The sequence below is a fragment of the Thermococcus sp. genome (assembly GCF_026991495.1).
Taxonomy (GTDB): Archaea; Methanobacteriota_B; Thermococci; order Thermococcales; family Thermococcaceae; genus Thermococcus.
The window spans coordinates 11,982-32,044 of the sequence record NZ_JALXBJ010000092.1; the positions used below are offsets into that span (position 1 = coordinate 11,982).

The 20,063-nt window shown below is 55.6% G+C and carries 19 protein-coding genes; 4 read left to right on the forward strand and 15 right to left on the reverse strand.

Annotated elements, in window-relative coordinates; translation table 11 throughout:
* Positions 1–28: 28 nt before the first annotated feature.
* Entirely contained in the window at positions 29–616 is a 588-nt protein-coding gene (locus tag MVB78_RS11205) for a CBS domain-containing protein (protein ID WP_297491559.1), read from the reverse strand.
* Between the two features lie 91 nt (positions 617–707).
* Between MVB78_RS11205 and MVB78_RS11210 the strand changes: the two genes are divergently transcribed.
* On the forward strand, positions 708–2,162 hold the full coding sequence (locus MVB78_RS11210) for a DUF2341 domain-containing protein (protein WP_297491562.1): 1,455 nt from the start codon (positions 708–710) through the stop codon (positions 2,160–2,162).
* An 8-nt stretch (positions 2,163–2,170) separates the two neighbouring features.
* Here the strand turns inward: MVB78_RS11210 and MVB78_RS11215 are convergent, their stop codons facing one another.
* Entirely contained in the window at positions 2,171–3,097 is a 927-nt protein-coding gene (locus tag MVB78_RS11215) for an SDR family oxidoreductase (protein ID WP_297491565.1), read from the reverse strand.
* 131 nt (positions 3,098–3,228) lie between these two features.
* Between MVB78_RS11215 and MVB78_RS11220 the strand changes: the two genes are divergently transcribed.
* The gene (locus MVB78_RS11220; RefSeq protein WP_297491567.1) at positions 3,229–4,248 is read left to right on the forward strand and encodes an adenylosuccinate synthetase; all 1,020 of its coding nucleotides are present in this window, start codon (positions 3,229–3,231) and stop codon (positions 4,246–4,248) included.
* A 4-nt stretch (positions 4,249–4,252) separates the two neighbouring features.
* Here the strand turns inward: MVB78_RS11220 and MVB78_RS11225 are convergent, their stop codons facing one another.
* The 10 genes from MVB78_RS11225 to MVB78_RS11270 form a co-directional block, all read right to left on the reverse strand.
* Positions 4,253–6,289 carry a hypothetical protein gene (locus tag MVB78_RS11225; protein WP_297491570.1) on the reverse strand — a complete coding sequence of 679 codons (2,037 nt, stop codon included), beginning with the start codon at positions 6,287–6,289 and terminating at the stop codon, positions 4,253–4,255.
* 80 nt (positions 6,290–6,369) lie between these two features.
* A complete protein-coding gene (locus MVB78_RS11230) occupies positions 6,370–7,359 on the reverse strand; it encodes a hypothetical protein (RefSeq protein WP_297491573.1) in 990 nt (329 codons plus the stop codon).
* A gap of 2 nt (positions 7,360–7,361) precedes the next feature.
* The gene (locus MVB78_RS11235) at positions 7,362–8,135 is read right to left on the reverse strand and encodes an alpha/beta hydrolase (RefSeq protein ID WP_297491576.1); all 774 of its coding nucleotides are present in this window, start codon (positions 8,133–8,135) and stop codon (positions 7,362–7,364) included.
* A 149-nt stretch (positions 8,136–8,284) separates the two neighbouring features.
* Entirely contained in the window at positions 8,285–8,953 is a 669-nt protein-coding gene (locus MVB78_RS11240; RefSeq protein ID WP_297491579.1) for a hypothetical protein, read from the reverse strand.
* Positions 8,950–9,255 (reverse strand): iron-sulfur cluster assembly protein, encoded by a 306-nt coding sequence (locus MVB78_RS11245; RefSeq protein WP_297491582.1) that lies wholly within the window; start codon positions 9,253–9,255, stop codon positions 8,950–8,952. Before MVB78_RS11245 ends, MVB78_RS11240 begins: the two co-directional genes overlap by 4 nt.
* Complete coding sequence (locus MVB78_RS11250) at positions 9,233–10,237, reverse strand: ArsA family ATPase (RefSeq protein WP_297491614.1); 1,005 nt, start codon at positions 10,235–10,237, stop codon at positions 9,233–9,235. The genes MVB78_RS11245 and MVB78_RS11250 overlap by 23 nt, the downstream gene beginning before the upstream one ends.
* Before the next feature lie 10 nt (positions 10,238–10,247).
* Complete coding sequence (locus MVB78_RS11255) at positions 10,248–10,526, reverse strand: hypothetical protein (RefSeq protein WP_297491585.1); 279 nt, start codon at positions 10,524–10,526, stop codon at positions 10,248–10,250.
* Positions 10,527–10,529: 3 nt separating this feature from the next.
* The gene (locus MVB78_RS11260) at positions 10,530–10,817 is read right to left on the reverse strand and encodes a hypothetical protein (protein ID WP_297491589.1); all 288 of its coding nucleotides are present in this window, start codon (positions 10,815–10,817) and stop codon (positions 10,530–10,532) included.
* A 33-nt stretch (positions 10,818–10,850) separates the two neighbouring features.
* Entirely contained in the window at positions 10,851–12,659 is a 1,809-nt protein-coding gene (locus tag MVB78_RS11265) for a carbon starvation protein A (protein WP_297491592.1), read from the reverse strand.
* A 134-nt stretch (positions 12,660–12,793) separates the two neighbouring features.
* Complete coding sequence (locus MVB78_RS11270) at positions 12,794–13,240, reverse strand: single- stranded DNA-binding family protein (RefSeq protein ID WP_297491617.1); 447 nt, start codon at positions 13,238–13,240, stop codon at positions 12,794–12,796.
* Between the two features lie 57 nt (positions 13,241–13,297).
* Here MVB78_RS11270 and MVB78_RS11275 point away from each other — a divergent pair, with 57 nt between their 5' ends.
* Together MVB78_RS11275 and MVB78_RS11280 are read left to right on the forward strand one after the other, a co-directional pair.
* Positions 13,298–13,972, forward strand: coding sequence for an adenylate kinase (locus MVB78_RS11275; protein WP_297491595.1), 675 nt, complete (start codon positions 13,298–13,300; stop codon positions 13,970–13,972).
* Between the two features lie 10 nt (positions 13,973–13,982).
* Positions 13,983–14,387, forward strand: coding sequence for a ParB/RepB/Spo0J family partition protein (locus MVB78_RS11280; protein ID WP_297491598.1), 405 nt, complete (start codon positions 13,983–13,985; stop codon positions 14,385–14,387).
* Here the strand turns inward: MVB78_RS11280 and MVB78_RS11285 are convergent, their stop codons facing one another.
* From MVB78_RS11285 to MVB78_RS11295, 3 genes are all read right to left on the reverse strand, one after another.
* Positions 14,388–17,360 carry a peptide transporter gene (locus MVB78_RS11285; RefSeq protein ID WP_297491600.1) on the reverse strand — a complete coding sequence of 991 codons (2,973 nt, stop codon included), beginning with the start codon at positions 17,358–17,360 and terminating at the stop codon, positions 14,388–14,390. It abuts the gene before it with no gap.
* Positions 17,361–17,371: 11 nt separating this feature from the next.
* Positions 17,372–19,180, reverse strand: coding sequence for a glutamine--fructose-6-phosphate transaminase (isomerizing) (gene glmS, locus MVB78_RS11290; RefSeq protein WP_297491620.1), 1,809 nt, complete (start codon positions 19,178–19,180; stop codon positions 17,372–17,374).
* Between the two features lie 44 nt (positions 19,181–19,224).
* The coding region (locus tag MVB78_RS11295) for a PEGA domain-containing protein (RefSeq protein WP_297491602.1) at positions 19,225–20,063 on the reverse strand (839 nt) is incomplete at its 5' end.

The following is a 20,063-nucleotide window of genomic DNA, read 5'->3' on the forward strand; positions in this document are numbered from 1 at the left end:
ACCACCGGGTAGAATAAGGGGGGCAGCTTTAAAGGCTTTCCGTACCCTTTCGCAGTTTGAATATGTCCACCCGGGTTATTATCCCAGTTATCCGGCCAGTCTTATCCTGAACCAGAACCGCCGGGTGCTCCTCAAGGAGGTATCTGACAACCGCTAAGTCCTCTTCCTCGTTCACTATCGGAAACGGCTCCTCCATTACCTCGACAACCTTCATGGAGTATATGTCCTCGTACTCAAGGCTCTTTCTGACGAGAGAACGCTCAGTTACGGAGCCGACAACCTTGTTCCCGCTTATAACCGGTATCTGGGAAATATTGTGGGAGTTCATGAGTCTTATGGCTTCTTCAACAGTCTGGTAGGGCTTAACGTAGATGACGGGTGAGGACATTACATCCCGGGCTCGCCTGGTGGCCCGCTTGCACTCTAAGAGGGCCTGGAGAATGCGGTTAAAGGTGGAGAGCCGGGGGTCAACCTTTCCAGCCTCCAGTTTGGCGATGTAAGCTTGGGTAACGCCCGCCCTCCTCGCGAGCTCCTCCTGCGTGATCCCCAACTCCCTCCGGATCCTCCTTATGATAGTGGGATCTATCGGGTGGGGAACGTGAACCGTAATGACCACCAGTTATATTTTTCAGCTGGGTTAATAAGCTTATCTCTATGAATGATCACAGGGTAGCCTTTTAAGTAAAGAGCGGTGAAACAGATATGTTATGATAGGAAAGCTCCCACTGTATTCAGCGATATTCCTGCTCCTGATGCTCATCACCTTTGGGTTAGCTATTCCCGGGATTACAGTAAATATCCAAGACATTGGTGAGGGTTCTTCCCAGGTCTATTCCCCCACAGGCTCGGGTGGCTTTTACTTCTGGGTTTACAGTTCAGGCACAATAGCGAACGTTACCCTAACATTCTCTACCAACTTAAGCTCCGGAACAACGGTTTTCGTCAAACTCTATAATTCTTCCGGGGATCTAATAGCACTCTGGAGCAGAAGCCTACAGAAGACCCTTCCGGCCCTTGAGGAGTTGAACGTTACCCCTAACTCTCAGGTCAACATAAACGACGTCTATAACATCCGGGTTGTTCTTAACTCTCCAGATTCAATATTCTCACCAGGTGAGATTAGTTTATCCGTGAAAAAAATAGGTGAGGGACTCTGGACCGGCGACCTCTGCAATCCCGTTGTGGTCTCAAATAGGGGGCAGGATGAGCTCGACAACTACACGGTCAGGATTACCCTGAACTCATCAACCCAGGTTCTCTGGAACTACATAAACTCCACCAACGTTTACTTCACAACAAACGCGGGCAGGCCCCTCTATTACTGGATTCAGGAACTCGACGCAAACAACGAACAGGGAATCATCTGGGTTAAGGTCAACTCGATAGCCGCGGGGGAAAACACGACCGTCTGCATGCACTACGGGGGTACGAACCCTTACAGCTCATACAACGACCCCGAGAAAACGTTTCTGTTTTTTGACGATTTCACTGGCACTTCTGTAAATCAGAGCAAGTGGAACATCCACGGAACTCCAACCGTGAACGGGGGAATCCTCTCAATGAGCGGATATTACCAGGTTGGAAACAGCATCTATGGAAACGCCACATGGCTGTGGACAAAGCTCAATCTTCCAACCTCCTATGAGGTCATACTCAACGCAAGCCTTTCTTATCCAGACAGGACTATCTCCCAAAATAATCCGTATGCATTCGTTCCAGGCCCCTTTTATACCGTCTTCATAAACAGCTCCGGTGAGGGGTATGGTGAAACCATTGAGTATTACACTTATTATTATTTCGGAATATTCCCCATAACACAGACGTATGATGCCCTTACAAAAAGGAGCGTGGTAAACGGCAGCGGAACCGTTTTAGCGAACGTAACCAACGTGTACAGCCTTAACTCATGGCATACCTTCCAGATCTATGTAAACTCAAACGGGACGGTCGAGGTATACCAAGACGGCTCTAAAATGGTCTGGTACACTCTCCCCCAGTCTGCAGTGCTCAGCGGACCCTTCGCAATCGGTCAGATAACCGGCAATACTCCAAGCGAGTACGACTGGGTGGCAATAAGGAAACATTACTCCCCCGAGCCCTCCGTTAAGGTTGGCCACTGGTACGGTTCCCTCCAGTTCTATCCCCAGCCCCCGGAGGGTTAGCCCAGCGGTCATGCATGGAAAGACTTGGCATACCACTCCACAGTCTTCTCCAGCCCCTCCTCCAGCGACCACTCGGGTTCGAAGCCCAGCTTTTTGATCTCGCTTATGTCCGCGAGGCTGTGCCTTATGTCGCCGGGCCTCGGCTTGTCGAAGATTATCGAGCTCGTCGTTCCCGTTATCTCGATTACCTTCATCGCCAGCTCAAGGATGCTCGTCTTTCTTCCTGTGGCAACGTTGAAAACCCCCCCGTTCGCCCTCCTGCTCTCGGCAACGAGAATGTTCGCCTTAACCACATCCTTAACGTAGATGAAGTCCCTGGTTTGCTTTCCGTCGCCGAAGATGACGAGGGGCTCTCCAGCCAAGGCGCGGTTGATGAAGATGCTTATAACGCCAGCGTACTGGTTAAACCCTTGCCTCGGGCCGAAGACATTGAAGTAGCGGAGTGCAACGAGGGGCAGACCATAAAGCTCCTGGTAAACGCGGAGGTACTCCTCGCCGGTGGCTTTTGTCACACCGTAGGGCGAGAGCGGTTTCGGCCTCTCAGTTTCTTTGAGCGGAAGGTTCGGGTTGTCGCCGTAGACAGCTGCCGAGGAGGCAAAAATAAGCTTCCCGTGGCCTTCAAGCAGGGCCTTGAGAATGTTGAGCGTGCCGATTACGTTTACCTCCTCGGTAAAGGCCGGGTCTCGGATGCTCTCGACGACGCTCACCTGAGCCGCCTCGTGGAAGACGTAGTCCGCGTTGCCTATCAGCTCGGCTATGCTCTGGTAGTCCCTTATGTCGGCCTTTACGAGCTTCGCCCCGGGCGGGACGTTCTCCTCCTTTCCGGTGTAGAGGTTGTCGATTATGATTACCTCGTTGTCCTTGACGAGTTCCCAGGCTATGTGGGAGCCTATGAAGCCAGCACCGCCGGTAACGACTACCAGCTTGTTTTTCACCTTAATCCCCCACCTTTGGTTTTTGTCACGGGTTTTAACCTTTTGGAATCAAAGGGGCATTGTTTTGACATTTTTATGCCAAGCTCGAAACCGTTATAAACCCCCTCTTGACTTAAACATGGGTAAGAGCCATGCCGAGCTACATCGTCGTTGGCGGTCAGTGGGGTGACGAGGGTAAGGGCTCAATAATAGCCTACCTTGCCCTCAAGGATGAGCCGGATTTAATAGCACGCGGTGGAGTCGGAACCAACGCGGGCCACAGCGTTTTTATAAACAGCAGGAAGTACGCGGTGAGGCAGCTTCCAACGGGCTTCGCACAGAGGAAAGCGAGGCTTCTCGTCGGTGCCGGCGTTCTCGTTGATCCCGAGGTTTTCTTCCACGAGCTTGAGCACCTCAAGGACTTCAACGTTGCGGAGAGGGTTGGAATTGACCACCGCTGTGCGATAATAGAGGAGAGGCACAAACAGCTCGACATGACTAATGGCTATCTCCACGGGAAGATAGGGACAACTGGAAGTGGCTGCGGGCCGGCGAATGCGGACAGAGCCATGAGAAGGGCAAAGCTCGCGAGGGACATTAAGGAACTCGAACCATACCTAACTGACGTTGCCGCTGAAGTCAATGACGCCCTCGACGATGGCGAGCTCGTTCTCGTTGAGGGGACTCAGGGCTTTGGGCTGAGCCTCTACTACGGAACCTATCCCTACGTGACCTCGAAAGACACGACAGCCTCTGCCATAGCGAGCGACGTCGGAATTGGCCCCACGAGGGTTGACGACGTTATAGTCGTCTTCAAGAGCTTTCCGACGCGCGTAGGTGCCGGGCCGTTTCCTACGGAGATGAGTCGAGAGGAGGCTGAAAGACTCGGCTTAATCGAGTATGGAACCGTAACCGGGAGGAGGAGGCGCGTCGGCTGGTTCGACTTCGACTTTGCCCGCTACTCCGCCAAGCTAAACGGGGCGACGATGCTGGCTTTGACCATGCTCGATAAGTACGACAGAGAGGCCTTCGGCGTTACAGACTACGACAAGCTCCCGAGGAAAGCCAGAGAGTTCGTGGAAGAAATAGAGGAGCGCGTTGGAGTTCCCGTGGCGTTAATCAAGACCGGCCCGGAGCTGGAGCACATAATAGACAGAAGGGGAAACGTCTAAAAGCTTAGAGGTAGTGGGACTCCAGCTGACGGAGCTTCAGCTTTGAGGCAAAGCCGCTCTGAACGAAGTCGCTCTCAAGCAGTCTACCATCCCTGAGGTCGTATCTACCAAAGTACGTCCCCTTTTTCCCAACCGCTTTAATACCCGCCACGTCTTTTCCGAGATCCAGGATTATCCTCTTGACCCTGCCTTCATCCTGGTATTTTTCGCGGATAAACTCCTCGAAGAGGTCAACGAGGGCTTTCTCAGTGTACTTCGTCTCCAAAGAGAGAACCCTTCCGTCCCTCCGGTGAACCAAGACCCTGCCCCATACCCGGGAACCTGTGAAGTGAACCTCCCAGTTCTCACCGAGCTTCAGGCCCTCCACAGCCGCCTTTGGCTCAAGGCTCCCTATAGCCTTTAACGCAATTTCCTCCACTATCTGACCCTTGAGGAAGCGGTCGCGCTCCTCAACCCTGCCGTCTCTTGATACAAAGGCCTTGATGATCTCCCTTTCCCCCTCAAGGGTCAGGAGGTATCCCGATTCCCTTTCGTCCACGAAGACCGCCTTAAAGCCCCCGTACTCACCCAAGGCAAGCGAAACCGCGGCATCCCTTCCAACTGCAACCTCCTCCTCGACGATGTCCCCGTGCATTCCGTCCATCTTCACCCTTACAGTAACGTCGCCGATGCCGCCGGTGCATTCAACGAAGCGGTGCATTTTCACGGTGCAGGTGAAGTTTTCGGGCTCTCCCTCAAGGCCCAGACTGGAGAGGATCTCCCCCATCCTTGCTGTGGGCATCTGAAGTTCCCTGTCAACTTCGATGCCCCTACCGAGGGAATCCACCCTCAGTACGAGGATCTTTTCCGGGAGGAAGAGGTCTACTATCGCCCCCTCCTGAATCCTTTCAAGGCCCAGTAGGGAGCCATCAGGGTACTTTTTGAGAACGAGGGAGAGGAGAACCTCCTCCCTGAGGGAGGCCTTGAGCTCCTCCACAGCACCCGTGTAGGCGTTGACCCTCGCCGAGAAGAGGTACTTATCCGTAAAGCCCCTCGTAAGAAAGTACCTGCCCCGCCTTGCGAGCTCTATCCCCGCAGGGGCTTCTCCAAGGGAGTCCTGGATGGCACGGATTACCTCCCTCTTGATGAGCTCCCCTGCCAGGGGCTCAGCCTCGGCCTCCACCCTGCCGCTCGAAAGGTCGAGGGAGGCCTTAAGGTTGTTGATGCCCATTTTAAGCGTCATCTCAGCCCTGATGGGTTTGTAAGCCCTCCTCACCCCCGTCACCTTGAGGCCGAGAAGACCCCTTTCCTTGGAGGCCTCAAGGAAAACCCCCTCAGGATCGGGGAAATCTTCAACCTCCACACTGCTGGCCCTGACCGTAGCCACGTCCTCAAGGAGGAGCCTCATAAGGAGCCCCCTGTAATGGGACTTCTCCGCATCCAACACTACAGAGCCATCAGCGATGAGCCCCCTTGAGGAACTGCCATCCTCCGCGGCCCACGAAACAATATAAACAGGGCGCAGGAAAAGTTTAATGGCCTCTAACTGAAGGGTGGAGGCACCGAACCTGTACGCCGCCACCTTTCTGACCTCTTCAACGGTTTTGGCGAGGTTGAACTCGCCCACGAGGGGGCCATCTAAAACGAACTCAGTGACGCTCTCGGGGGGAAGCTTTTCGGGCTTCAACGACTCAGGTGGCTCGATGGCCGCCCTGTTGAAGGCCTCTGCAAGCCAGGAGCCGCCCCTCACTTCCACACCTTCAATTTTGACCTCGCCATCCAACGATATGAGATATGCCCTTCCCTCCCCTCTCAGGATGGATGAGAGCCATTCCTCATCTGCTTCTCCCCAGAGAACCGCGATGGTGAGCTGCTCCCTCCCTAAGAAGGGATCTTCCTTGCCCCCTCTGATCATTACAACCCGTGAGGAGCCTTTCCGACGGTACTCCCTGCTCTCCTCCGAGAAGCCGGCCCTCCTGAGGATCTCGGATATCCCCTCAACTATGAAATCCTCGGGCGCGAGTTTTATCATTGAGGAATCCCAGACCATTGCGCATCCCATATTAACGGCCGCATCTCAGGAATAAATACCTTGCTGAGCACAAAAAACGGAGGAAAGCTGATAAAGGGCAGGATGGAACGCTAAAAGATTCTCTCAATACCGGTGGGTAACATTCTACTCTCACTTTCCTCGGAGCCCTCGACCCGGCCCACCGGGAGAACCTCGAAGGATGCCTCTTCAACAACGTCCCTGCGCATGGGGATGTCGAGGATGAGCCTTATCCCGTACCGCCCGTGCCCTATCAGGTACTCCCCTAAGCCGAAGAGCCTCCTGAACTCCCTCGGCGAGAAGCCCTGAACCGTCACTATAACGTTCCTTTTACCCCTCTTCAGCCATTTGAAGGGATTGAAGGAGAAAGTGTAGTTAAGGCCCGCGGCTATCCTAAAGTGGTTGGAGGGGTAGTCCATGTGGTACAGTTCTACCCTGCTCCTCTTAGCTTTTCCAAGGGAGGAGCTCACCTTCCCCTCAAGGACGCTTCCCTTTCCTTCGAAGGTCAGAGTAGCGTAGTCGTCGCCGTAGGTTGCGGTTAAGGTTCCGCCCCCCTCAACGGTTCCCCGGGGGTCAAGGGCCATGACGATGACCCCATCATATTTGCCACCCAATCTAACGGCCGGGGCGGAGATGTAGCCCTCGTCGTTGCGCTTCACACTGACCACGAACTTCCCGGAGGGAAGCGGAATCCTTGAGGCCCTGCCCTTCTCGTTTCCATGAAACTTCGACTGCACACGGTACGTCCTGTTCCTTCCCGAGCTGCTCCAGTAGCCCTTAGCGGAGTACACCCCGGTTTCGTAGTCAACCTCCTCCTGGAGGTAGATCCCATCGTCTCCTATCTGGGCTTCTGAAAGGAAGGTCTCAAGGTGGGCAAGGCGGCGCCTGACGATGGCTAAACCGATAACGAAAGAAGCAACAATGAAGACCGCTGTGATCCCAAGCGCCAGGGGAACGTTCTGGGAGATGTGAAGGGCTATCTCAAGTCCCTTGTAGACAAATATCCCCGCAACGGCACCAATTGTCAGGGCAGCCCCTATGATGTTGCCCTTTGAGGGCTTTCCCACAAGCACCTCCACCATCTTTAAGACCTCCGGAGGAGCCAATCAACAACAACCCTGTGGAACTCATCCCCCCACTCCGGGTCTTCAAATATCTCATGGTAGGCTCCGGGGAACTCCTTCAGTTCTTTGTCTTTTACCTTAAGCTCCTCGAAGAGCCTTTTAGAGCCTTCGGGAGGGGTTATAACATCCCCAGTTCCCACGAGAAGCAGAACCGGTACCTTTATCTTTCCTGCCTCCCTATGAGCTTTCTCCATGTTCTCGAAGATGCTCCTCCCGAGCTTCGCAGAAACCCTGTCGTGGACGAGGGAATCTTTGATGTAAGCCTTTACTGCCTCCGGGTTCCTTGAGAGGAGCTCGGGCTTTATGCCGTTTGACAGCGTTAGACCAGGCGCTACTCTGCCGAGGAACTTCGCGAGGGCAACCATAAAACCCGGCGTTTTGGGGCTCTTCGCGAGGGCCGGTGAAGAAGCTATAACGCCCCTAATCCTGTCTGGCCTCGTCTCGGCGTACCTTACAACCGTCAAACCGCCGAGGCTGTGCCCGAGGAGGAAGGGCTTCTCATTTAATTCTTCAATTATGGAATCAATTATTTCCATGGCCTCTTCGACGCTCGTGTGCCCCCTCTTTCCTTGGCTCTTCCCGTGACCGGGCCAGTCGAAGGTGTAAACTGCAAAGCCGTTTTTGTTAAGCATTTCTATCAGTTTCCCATAGCGTCCGCTGTGTTCCCCGAGGCCGTGAACCAAGACGACCCAGCCCCTCTCCGGCCTTCCAAACTTGGCCCTGTAAACCTCCATAGTCAACCCTCCAGCCAGGGCCCCTTATGGGAGTCCCTCGGAGTGGCTATCCGTTCCTTGGGGCCCACCTTAAGGCGGACGCTAACCAAAGTATTACCAAGTATAACTTGGACTTTAGCCGATAAAAGGATTGCGAGAAAGCAAGAAAATCAGGAGGAGAATGGGTTCTCCTTGAGCTTCTCGTTGACGAAGTTCACCACGTGCTCAACGTCCCCCCTTATGGTGTCTATGTCTGGCTTCATGAAGACGTAGAAGACGTTCGTGCTCGGCGTCAGGGAGACGTGCTTGACGTTGCCAACTTTCTGGAACCCAGCTAAGAACTCCCGGAGCAGCTCTGCATCGCGCCTCTTCTCAAAGAGGAGCTCGTACCTCTTCCCGTCTACCTCCACCTCGTCCCTCTGGAGCAGGGGCTCGTTCTCTATGTTGGGCCTGAGGCGGTAGTAGCCCTTCTGGATGATGTGTGCCTCACGCTTTATGGTGGAGTAGGGCCTGGCAACGATGAAGAGCTTGTCATGCCTGCTCGTCAGGAGGGAGATCGGGAAGTAGAGGAGGCTGTGCCTCGGGAGCAGCGTCAGCGTGTACTCGAACTTCCTGAGATTGTCCCTCTCAATCTTGTACTGGGCCCTGAAGCCTATGTAGCCTCCGAGCCAGACGTAGTCCTTGTCCTTGGGCTTCACGACCTCTTCAATAGCCCTGAGGTAGTAGTCCATAAGCTGAAGGTTCAGCTTCCTTCCCTTGTAGAACTGGTATGAGGCCGCACCGGCCAGGATCATAAGCGCCAGCAGCAGCTCCGAGGTAAGACTTATGTTGAAGTTCATACCCCATCCTCCTCTATTGGGTAGTACCTCTGAAGGGAGGCGTCATCAACTATCTCAAAGTATCCAAGCCTGTCCTCTAAAACCTTTACCATGTCGCGGATTATCCTCGCCTGAACGGCCCAGTTGACTGCCATCGAAAACGGGTGGGCCGGGGTGTTCCTGAGGAACGCGACGTATATCCTCACGACTTTCTCCTCCTCATCAACTTCGACCTTGCTGACGAGGCCCTCGCTGACTATGTCCATGTTGGTTATCGGGTTCTCGACCTTCCTCAGCAGGTCAAGTATCTCCTCGGCTCTCAAGTACCAAACCTCCGAGCTTCCTGAGCCACTCCATTCCCCTCGGCTCCTCCTCAAACATGGGGATCTCAACCCTGTCCATCCCGCTGAAGCTCTCCCTGACCTTTTCGAGAACCTTCCTCTGGGCCTCGATCTTGACCCTGAGCTTGGGGATATCCTCTTCGAGCTCAATGACCTTGTTGATCACCACGAGCTTCATCGGAATCTTGAACTTCTTCAGCGTTTCGTACGCCCGCTCAGTTTCGTAGAGGGGGAGCATCTCAGGGTTCATAACGGCAACGACGCTCGTTCTGTCGGGATCTGTGACTATGGAGTTGACGAACTCTATCTCCTCCCTGTAGGCCTTTAGTTCCTTCATAACCGGATCCTCCTCGGCCCTGCTCGGAAGAACCATCTCCTTCCCATCGACGATGAACTTCCTCTGACCCTGAACCTTCTCTATCATCCTCCTCCTGTCGAGGATCTTCGCCCTGAGTTCCGAGAGCTTCTCAACCCACAGCAGGGACACCCTCGGTAGGGCGAGAACCCTGAGGGTGAGGCCGGTCGGCGGCGTGTCGAAGACTATGACGTCCCACTCGTTCCCCCCCTTCAGGATGTCCCTTATCGCCTCCAAGGTCGCGTATTCCTCTATGCCCGGCGAAAAGCTGAGGACTTCGAAGTACTTCTCAAGGTTTATCACCGTCAGGTAGCGGTACATGTTCCTCATTCTGTCCTCAAGGTGCTTGAGGTAGCTCTTTATCAGCTTCTCCATATCGAGCTCCATCGCGTAGAGGTTCTCCTCAAGCTGCCTCGGCCTGTCGTTCAGCTCGGTCATGAAGACGTCCCCGAGGTTGTGGGCCGGGTCGAGGGAGACTATAAGGGTCCTGTAGCCCCTTTCGGCGAGGGCTACCGAGAGCGAGGCCGACGTCGTTGTCTTCCCGACACCGCCCTTTCCTATCACGAAGAGAACCCTGAAACCGGACTTTGGAAGCAGGTATTCCCTCATATCCACCACCTCAGTCTATGTCGAACATCCCGGCTATCTCCCCGAATATGTCGTCCATGCTGGCGGCCCTCTGCTGCATAACGTAGATCTCGCGGAGCATGTGGGGCATGACCCGTATGACGAGCGTCGTCGGCGGGCTTGGTATCCCAACGAAGGAGCCCATGAGGACGAGGGCAAAGACGTTCTCAAGCTCCCTCTCCTCGAACTCTATGTACTCCGTGGATTGATCCCTGAAGGACTCCCTAAACCCCTTCAAAAAGTCCTTTATGTTCTCCATGAGCTTGCCCATACCTCACACCCCTATCCAGCCGGTTTTGAACGTTACCTCCTTACTCGCCTTCTCCTGCATCACGTATATCTCCCGAACCACGTGCGGCAGCAGGCGGAAGCTCAGATCGGTTGGTGGGTTCGGGAGACCTATGTAGTCCCCAAACAGGATGAGCGCGAATATGTTCTCCAGCTCTTCCTCCTCCCATTTAATCCCCTGAACGTAGTACAGCTCGAAGCCCCTGTGAAACTCCCAGAGGAATGTCAGCGGGAGCTTGAGCTTCGAAAAAATTTCCTTGAGCAGTTCCCCCATACTATCGCCCCTTGAAGATAAAAGGAAAAGGGTTCAAGCCCTCGCGGCCTCGTACTCCTCTGCCGGCTTCTTCCAGGCGATCCAGAAGTCCCAGGCTAAGAGGAAGTTCAGGAGCACACCAACGAGGGTTATGAGGCCGACCGAGTACCTTGTGAGCGGCGTTGAGATCCCCGGAACCACCACCACGAGGAACCAGAGCAGCGCCAGCGTCACCGTAATCCAGAGGAAGAGCGCTGGAATTAGCACCGCCCAGCTCCACTTTCCTGCCCTCTGAATCTTCGTGACCCAGAGCGCCGCCGTCATGAGGGCTATGCTCGCCAGCATCTGGTTCATACCGCTGAAGGCCGGCCAGAGGATGAGCCACTGGTTGCCCCAGGCGAGGGCGACGCCGAGAATCGCTATGACGGTTGAAGCGAGCCACTTGTTCACCAGTATCTTCCCGGTTCCGCTGGAGGTGTCCATGACCATTCCAAAGACTTCCTGCCAGGCAAACCTTCCGAGCCTCGTGGCGGTGTCGAGCGAGGTCAGTGCAAAGGCCGAGACCCAGAGGCTCGCGAAGACCGTACCTGTCTTGAGAGGCACTCCAAAGGCATCTTTCAGACCGTAGGCGTAGCTCTTGGCGAAGATTCCGACCTTACCAACGACGGCGACCTTCTTGGCCGAATTAAGGAGGGGAATCCCAAGTTTGTGCATGACGGTGGCTAACTTGTCAGCGTGCGCTTGGGCGACTAACGGCGCATAGGCCTTCCCCCAAGTTGACGCGGTTATTCCAATGTTCGCATCGTGGAACACCTGGAACCCGTAGACAGCAATTGAAGCTATGACAATCGTCGAGAGGAAGCCCTCCGTGAACATTCCGCCGTAGCCGACCATGAGACCGTGTATCTCGTTGTCAAGCTGCTTGGAGGAGGTTCCCGAACCAACGATGGAGTGGAACCCGCTCAGCGAACCGCAGGCAATGACGAGCGGTATCGTCGGCCAGAAGGGCGATGGTTTGCCGCCAACGACGTGGGCGCTCCAGGTGGTGTACGCCGGGGCAGTAAAGGTTCCCTTGCCCCCTATCAGGATGAAGGCGAGGCCGCCGAGTATGAGGCCGAACCAAAGTATGTAGGCGTTGAGGTAGTCCCTTGGCTGCAGCAGTATCCAAACCGGCAACGACGCGGCTATGATGATGTAGAACAGCAGGAATATCGCCCATGCATGGTAGCTGGCGTGGATCGGGTACTTGAAGCCGAGCCACACTGAGATCACTAAGAGTATAAGCCCGATAATCGTTGCCCCCGCGAAGTGCAGGCTGGTCTTGTACATCAGCCACCCCACTATGACCGCCGAGATGAGGAACAGTATTGCAGCCGTCGCTGCCTCCGGGGTGTTCTTGAATATTCCAGCGATGACCGCCGTGAAAGCCGCGACTACTAAGAGCAGTGCAAACCATATGTAAAGCTCGAAGGTTATGCCAGTCCTCTTGCTCATCAGCTTTCCTGCAATCCACTGGATTGACTTACCGTCGTAGCGAACCGATGACATCAGCGCCAGGTAGTCGTGGACTGCACCTATGAAGACGTTTCCGAACCAGACCCAGAGCAGTCCAGGAAGCCAGCCCCACGCCATTGCAACAGCTGGACCGACGATCGGGCCAGCGCCTGCTATCGATGCGAAGTGGTGGCCGTAGAGGACGAGCGGGTGCGCTGGGACATAGTCAACACCGTCATACAGCTTGTGGGCCGGTGTTGGCCTGTTGGGGTCGGCCCTGACGACCTTGTTCTGCAGCGCCTTACCGTAGGTGAAATAGAAAACAACGTATATAGTCGCTGCCAACAGGATAACTACAGCGGAGTTCATATTTGCACCTCCGTTGGGTTATGCACTTTTATGTATGTCAATGAGCACTTAAATGGGTTTCGGTAAAACTGACAACTTTCCAGCCGTGTTACCTTAAATTGTAGAACGTTTAAAAAGAACCAGAAGAATTGAACTTACCCCTCAGCCCTGAGACGGAGGGAAGTGTGCTCCTGCTTAATCTCCTCTATCTCACTCAGGAGTTCATCGCTGAGTTCCTTCAGCCTGTTGGCGAGCTCCTCGATGCGGGAGATCTTCTCCTCAAGTGCCCTCTCCCTCTCCTCGACCTCCTCCATAGCCTTTGCCAGCTTCTCCTCCTCTTCCTTCCTGTACACCTCGATATTAAGGCCGCTGTAGTCCCAGATCACCTTACCGTCCTCGATCCTGAAGGGCACCTCCACCCTCACAACGTCCCCCTTATCAACTCCCCTCTTCTGGAGCTCCTCAAAGATCCGGACGTTGAGCTCCCCGGCCGCCCTCACGACCTCCTCCGGGCTGACCTTCCCCCTCGTTAAGGCGAAGAGAACCCTCCTAACTTTGTACGCGTATCCGGAAGCCCTAACGAAGCCGGTCCTCAGTTTCATGGGCACCACCAAAAGTTTATTCAACTCCATACCATAAATGCTTATTGGTGGCTTCGGATGAACATACTGATATTCGGACCCCCGGGTTCGGGCAAGAGCACGCACTCCCGCAGAATAGTTGAGGACTACGGCATGGTCTACGTTTCCTCAGGCGACATCATCAGGTATGAGATCGAGAGGGGGAGCTCCCTCGGCAGGGAGATGGACGAGTACCTGAGCAGGGGCGACCTGATCCCCGATACAATAGTCAACACCCTCATAATATCCCGCCTGAGGAGGCAGCGCAACAACTTCATCCTCGACGGCTACCCGAGGACGCCCGAACAGGTGATAGCCCTTGAGAACTACCTCTATGACCACGGGATAAGGCTAGACCTCGCGATGGAGATATTCATAGACGAGGAAACGAGTGTGGAGAGGATCTCGGGCAGGAGGATATGCCCGAACTGCGGTGCAATATACCACATCAAGTACAAGCCACCGAAGGTGCCGGGGATATGCGACGTATGCGGCTCAAAGCTCATCCAGAGGGAAGACGACAGGGAAGAGGTCGTCAGAAAGAGGTACAGGATCTACATAAGGAACATGGGGCCGATAATAAAGTTCTACAAGGCCAAAGGCATTTACGTCAGGATCGATGGGGACGGCTCCATAGCGGAGGTATGGAAGAGGATACAGCCGCTCTTAGACTACATACACGCGAGGGAGCAAAAGAGGAAGGAGCACGAGTGAGGCGGAGCCCTTGAAGGGGGTCAAACTCATAAGCCGGGAGGAGGCAGTGAAGCGCGCGGAGCACATAGCGGAGGAGTACGGAGCCATCTACGGCCTGAACTTCAGGATCAAGAGGAGGTTCGTGCCCCTTGAGAAGGTCTTCCCCACCCAGGCGGAGCTGAGCGAGGAAAAGCTGCTCGTTGTCCTCCAGGAGATTAAACACGGCTACGACGCACCTCTGATAGTCATACCCTACGGCGGCTCCTACTACCTCCTGGACGGTCACCACAGGGCCTTCGCCCTCAGGGAGCTCGGCTTTAGGGAGGCCGAGGCTTTGGTTCTTGTTCCAGACTCTCCCATCGTCCTGGGTGTCGTCAGAACCGCACGGAAAATGGGAATGAAAAAACTGGAGGACATGAAAATCAGGAGGGGCTGATCAGCCCTCCCACACAACGTATTCCTTCTCGGTTATGAAGACGGGTTCGAGCCTCTTCTTAGCAACGTCGAAGTTGCTGCCGTACTTGGCGCGCAGTTTCTGGATGAAGGATGTGAAGAGGTCGGAGGGAACGCTCACGTGCGCGCTGATCTCGTTGTCCCCGGCCGAGACGCTCAGGGTCTTGAGCGGGATGTAGGCAACAACGTCCTGATGGGGCTCAAGGTAGAAGTCGTCCTTGTATATGTCCTTCCCGTTCGGCGTGAGGTAGTATGTCACCATAGCCCTCATGGCCAGAGTGACCTTATCGTAGCCCCTCCTGAAAGCCGCTTTGAGCTGAATTTCCCCGCTCCTGCCGGGTGCAATTGGGGAGCTCGGGTTCACCTCCCTCCCGTTCACCTTAACGGGCCCATCGAGAACCCCCACCGGGCCCTTCTGGAGGATGTACATGCGGTAGCTGGTTGCGTTGGGAACGTCAAAGCTGACCAGAATGGGCCTTTCGTGAAGGTGGTTGATGTGGAGGTTCTTGGCGAGTACCTCCCTCTCAACGAGCTTGCTGCCGTTGTAGGCCTCGAAGACCAGGGTTCCGTTGGTAACGTCCCTCCCGAAGGCCGAGATGTAGACCCTGAAGGTGTGGTTTCCGAGCGGGAGCTTCCGGGCCGGCGAGAGGGTCGAGTAGACCATCTTCCACGTGCCGTTCTGAACCGTTCCGTTGGTTAGCTCGTCTATCCTGTAGACCCCAAAGGGGCTGAAGCGGTAGACGTTAACATCACCCTCCGACTTTACGAGCTTGAAGTTGGCCCTGAGCATCATGGACTCAGTGATGTTGAGCGGGTTGATGTAGTTGAAGGCGAGCTGGACGAAGTTGCTGAAGGCTATCTTCTTGTATGCCAAGATGCCGAAGCTCTGGGAGAAGATGTAGAGCACGTAGTTTATGTTCGGGTTCTTGTTCCTGTAAACGGAGCCTCCCCTGGCAAGATTAATGACCATCTCGGGAATGTAGGTTAGAACCCCCCGGGCCGTCCTGACCCTGACGTAGAAGGATTTAGTGGTGTTGTCAAAGCCCATCACCGCCCCGTACTGGGAGCTCACTGGCATGAACATGGGGGTCTTCTTGTACTCACCGTAGGTTATGGCGCCGCCGAGGTAGCTTATGGCGTTGAACTTGTATATGTCGCTCTGCCAGGTTATGAGGTAGTTCAGGCCCCAAGCCTCGAAATCGACCTCACTCTTGCTCCCGCTGTGAGAGAAGAACTTTGCAAGAACGTACCTCCTGTCGTAGGCGTGGCCGCCGTCCGTGGAAGCGCGCCTGTGCGATAGGAGGCTCGACTCTATCCAGTAGCCGTAGTCCCACCAGCTGGTCGCGCTGTCTAAGGGGTTGGTGCTGTTCCTCATCCAGAGGAGGGCGTTCTGCCAAGAAGCCGGAACAGCCTCATGGGCGGCCTGAGAGGCGGCGAGGCGTCCCATATCCCTGGCACCGATAACCGGGAGGGGGATGAAGAGGAGTATTAAAACGATGGCGTACATTGCCTTGGTGCCTACGGTGTCGTTGAGCTTCTCGATGGCCACCATGAGCTCCCCGATGAAGAGGCCGGCGAGCAGAAGCACTGCCCCCGAAGCTTGGAAGCTGAACCTGACCGCTGTCCAGAGGAAGTAGGTTGCGGCGCTGTAGTAGACCGCTAAGAACATCTCCTTGTAGCCGGTTACATCGCCCTTCCTGTACTTCCAGAGCATTCTAAGCAGAAGCACCGCAAACCCGAGGACTGAGAGTATGTAGAGCATCCCGTCCTGGCCGGCCCCGGTTCTCCCGTAGTGTATGCTGAAGACGTTCTTCACGTAGCCCCAGTTCGGCCTGGCAAGCTCGGCCACCGTCTGGTAGAGGGGGTTGGACTGGTAGGCGCCGGCAAGGAACTTCCACAGATCCCTGCCGAAGTAGGCGTAGGCACCGATAAAGGCAGCTATACCAATGCCCACGACCGTACCGAGTCTGTGAGCCTTGTCCGAGTAGTTGAGGCCGACGCGCTGGCCGAAGAGCATTACGAGGTTTAGGATGAGGGCAGCGAAGTACGCCTCAAGTGAGAACACCAAGAAGGATCTGTAGCCCACGAGCGATACCCTCGTCAGTGCGAGCCCGCCGAGGAGCACCACGAGCATGGCGGAGTACAGTTCGATGGTGAACCTCCTGAGCTCCCCGATCCTGCCGAAGGTAAAGAGGACTATGGAGTGCAGCGGCATGAAGAGCAGGAGTATCCCGAGACCGAACTCGCTCCCCTGCCAGCTCATCATGAACAGCCAGCTGAGAACCACGAAGAGGGAGCCCCATACAAGCTTCACCGTCAGCTTCTTCACGTTCCTGAAGTTTGACTCCGCGTCCAGGTAGTAGGCCATTGAAAGTATTGCGAACACGAAGAACATCAGGAAGGGAGCCTCACCCCTCGCGTTTCCGGAGTAGGTTTTGCTGTAGTTTGCGTAGGAGAAGGCTAAGAAGGCGGCCGCCCAAAAGCCAGTCCAGTCGGAGTGGAGCTTCCTGCCGAGAAGGTAGATGCCGATTATCGTGAGCGCCCCGAGGAGGGGGGTCCATATCTTGAAGAAGTGCAGCTCGGAGTAGCCCAAGGGAGCGAAGAGGATGTTGTAGACCTTGGCCGGGATGGCGTAGAGGCCGAGCGAGCCACCGACGTTTACGCCCGCTGGGGGATTGGCGTAGGGGAAGTAGGTGGGCACGCCGTGCCTGACGGCCTGCCTGAACATCTCGAAGTGAAAGAAGGTGTCAGGGTCTATGAAGTACCTGAGCCTTGCGCTCTTCACCCTGATGAGGTAGCCGTAGTAGGCCAGTATGAGCACCAAGGCGGCGATGCCGTATGTCTTTATCCTCTGGTAATATTTTGAGAGCTTTTTCAGGCTTTCAGGCTGTTCCTTACGGCTCTTTCTCTCCCGAACTTTTCTCTCCTTCCTCTTTCTATCGCTCTTTTTGACCATACAGACCACCTCTATTCAACGGTAACCGACTTCGCAAGGTTCCTCGGCTTATCGGGGTCGTTGCCCCTCAGAACCGAGAGGTGATAGGCGAGGAGCTGGAGGGGGACAACGTAGACTATGGGGCTCAGGAGCTCATCCACGTCGGGGGTTTGTATGAAGACGTCGGCCACCTTCGAGAGCTCCCCCCTGTTGGAGAGGCCTATTATCATGGCCCCCCTGGCCTTTGACTCCTCTATGTTGCTCACCATCTTATTGAACAGCCTTCCGTCCGGGGCTATCGCAACGACCGGGACGCCGTCCTCCAAGAGCGCGAGCGGGCCGTGCTTGAGCTCCCCGGCGCTCAGACCCTCGGCGTGGATGTAGCTTATCTCCTTAAGCTTCAGGGCCCCTTCGAGGGCAGTTGGAACGCCTATGCCCCTACCGATGTAGAAGAAGTCCCGTCTATCCTTCAACTCCTCAGCGAGCTCCGCGAGTGAACCATCGAGTTCAAGGACTTTCTCAACGAACTCCGGAACGGAAAGGAGGGCCCTCCTAAGGCTCTCAAGTCTCTCCAAGGGCACGGTGCCGAGGACGGCCGCCGTCTCAATGGCCAGCATTGTCAGGACGGTGAGCTGGGTTGTGTAGGTCTTTGTGGCGGCAACGCCTATCTCGGGGCCCGCGTGGGTATATATCGTTAGATCAGCTATCCTCGTGGCCATGCTCCCGACCACGTTGACTATCGCGAGAACCTTGGCCCCCCTTCTCTTCGCGAGCTTCATTGCCGCCAGCGTGTCGGCGGTCTCACCGCTCTGGGTTATGGCTATCAGGAGGGTGTTCTCGTCTATGAGGTCTTCGAACTCGTACCTGAACTCACTGGCCTCCTCCACTATGGGGATTTTTTTGGCGAGCTTCTGGAACAGGTACTTGCCGGCGATGGCGGCGTGGTATGAAGTCCCCATGGCAACGAATATCACCCGGTCGTAGTTCGCTATCTCCCTCGCCACGCGGCCTATCGTCTCCCTGTTGCCGTGGATGGCATCTCTGATGGCCCTCGGCTGCTCGTATATCTCCTTGAGCATGAAGTGGGGAAAGCCAGCCTTCTCGGCCATATCGAGGGTCCAGGATATCTCATGGACTTCCTTCTCAACGGGCTCCCCTGTGTCAAGCCTCTTAACCACCCATGAGTCCTTTGTAACGACGGCGTATTCCCGGTCGTCGAGGAAGACAACCTTATTGGTGTACTCTAAGAAAGCCGGTACATCGCTCGCCGCGAACATCTCCCCGTTTCCTACCCCGAGGACGAGCGGGCTCTCGTTTCTGACGAAGTATAGCCTATCAGGCTCATCGGCGTACACGATGGCGAGGGCAAAGGAGCCCTTGAGCTTCTTGAGGGCCCTCCTCATAGCCTCCTCGAAGTCATCTGAGGACTTGAGCTCTTCCTCTATGAGGTGGGCTATCGCCTCAGTGTCGGTGTCGCTTCTGAAGACGTGGCCCTTCCGCGAGAGCTCCTCCCTCAGCTCGGCGAAGTTCTCGATGATGCCGTTGTGAACGAGAACTATCCTCCCCGTGCAGTCGGTGTGGGGATGAGCGTTCGTATCGTTGGGAACCCCGTGGGTGGCCCACCTCGTGTGCCCGATTCCCCGGGTTCCCTTCATATCGAGGAAGCGGAGCCTCTTGGCGAGGTCGTCTATTCTTCCCGCCCCTTTTCTGATGTCGAGGGAGCTCCCATCGCCAGTTACAACGCCGGCCGAGTCGTAGCCCCTGTATTCAAGCCTCTTGAGGCCCCTAACTATAACCTCACATGCCTTCCTGTCACCGATGTAGCCTATGATACCGCACAAATCCAACACCCCTCCCTGCGCTGGCCCTACATAAACATGGGACATTAAAAGGATTTCTGAAGCCTTCTCGTACCGGCCGCCAAGACGGGCAGGAAGAGCATAAGCCCGGGCCCGCATATACCGTGCCCTCCCTTCTTCGTGGAGGATGAGGGGGAAGCTGTACCGCTGGAAGTGCGTGAGCTGGTGGATGAATGGCTGGAAGTTGACGTCACTGGGCTCGTAGAGCTGGTCGTCGTGTGCCCACCAGCGGTTGAGGCTGTGGAGCTCGTGCTGGTCTGGATCCTGCTGAGCCGAACACTCAGCTCCTTCGTCTGATGGTTCACCAGGGTTACGAACGTCGAATAACCGACGTAGCCCCCCTTAGAGAGCTCAACCCTGTACACCCCGGGGGAGACGTTGAGGGTCAGCGGGGTTTTCCCCATGTAGGTGCCGTTGATGTAGACCGAGGCATCTGAGGGATCGGAGTTTATCCTGAGAACCGACCATTTGACCTCCGGAACTTTCTGGAGGGTTGCACTCACCAACCTGAGGGCGCCGCTTTCCAGCTCTACGTCCTCTTCATAGGGAAAGTAGCCGGATCTCTCAACCCTTAGGGAGTGCCTCCCCGGGGAAAGCTTCAGTGTCAGCTCCCCGCTGATGGTGCCGCGGAAGACGCCGTCCACGTAAACCGCCGCCGGTACGTTAGCCTTAACCTCAAGAACCCCAGGGAGGGTCTCGGGGACTGCACCAACGCTGAGCTTCCTAACCGAGGGGGTTGCTATTACAGACCCCAGTTTGGCCTGGGACGCGCTGACGTTCCAGGAGAGCCAGCGGACGGGCACCTTCTTTGGAGGTGCTCCACCGATGGCCCCGTTGTAGGGAAGTTCCCCAGAGGATCCGGGGG

Excerpts from the sequence above, each read along its gene's own strand:
- MVB78_RS11210 (WP_297491562.1), top strand. The coding sequence starts at position 708 with ATGATAGGAAAGCTCCCACTGTATTCAGCGATATTCCTGCTCCTGATG.
- MVB78_RS11220 (WP_297491567.1), top strand. The coding sequence starts at position 3,229 with ATGCCGAGCTACATCGTCGTTGGCGGTCAGTGGGGTGACGAGGGTAAG.
- MVB78_RS11225 (WP_297491570.1), bottom strand. The coding sequence starts at position 6,289 with ATGGGATGCGCAATGGTCTGGGATTCCTCAATGATAAAACTCGCGCCC.
- MVB78_RS11230 (WP_297491573.1), bottom strand. The coding sequence starts at position 7,359 with ATGGTGGAGGTGCTTGTGGGAAAGCCCTCAAAGGGCAACATCATAGGG.
- MVB78_RS11235 (WP_297491576.1), bottom strand. The coding sequence starts at position 8,135 with ATGGAGGTTTACAGGGCCAAGTTTGGAAGGCCGGAGAGGGGCTGGGTC.
- MVB78_RS11240 (WP_297491579.1), bottom strand. The coding sequence starts at position 8,953 with ATGAACTTCAACATAAGTCTTACCTCGGAGCTGCTGCTGGCGCTTATG.
- MVB78_RS11250 (WP_297491614.1), bottom strand. The coding sequence starts at position 10,237 with ATGAGGGAATACCTGCTTCCAAAGTCCGGTTTCAGGGTTCTCTTCGTG.
- MVB78_RS11255 (WP_297491585.1), bottom strand. The coding sequence starts at position 10,526 with ATGGGCAAGCTCATGGAGAACATAAAGGACTTTTTGAAGGGGTTTAGG.
- MVB78_RS11260 (WP_297491589.1), bottom strand. The coding sequence starts at position 10,817 with ATGGGGGAACTGCTCAAGGAAATTTTTTCGAAGCTCAAGCTCCCGCTG.
- MVB78_RS11265 (WP_297491592.1), bottom strand. The coding sequence starts at position 12,659 with ATGAACTCCGCTGTAGTTATCCTGTTGGCAGCGACTATATACGTTGTT.
- MVB78_RS11270 (WP_297491617.1), bottom strand. The coding sequence starts at position 13,240 with ATGAAACTGAGGACCGGCTTCGTTAGGGCTTCCGGATACGCGTACAAA.
- MVB78_RS11275 (WP_297491595.1), top strand. The coding sequence starts at position 13,298 with ATGAACATACTGATATTCGGACCCCCGGGTTCGGGCAAGAGCACGCAC.
- MVB78_RS11285 (WP_297491600.1), bottom strand. The coding sequence starts at position 17,360 with ATGGTCAAAAAGAGCGATAGAAAGAGGAAGGAGAGAAAAGTTCGGGAG.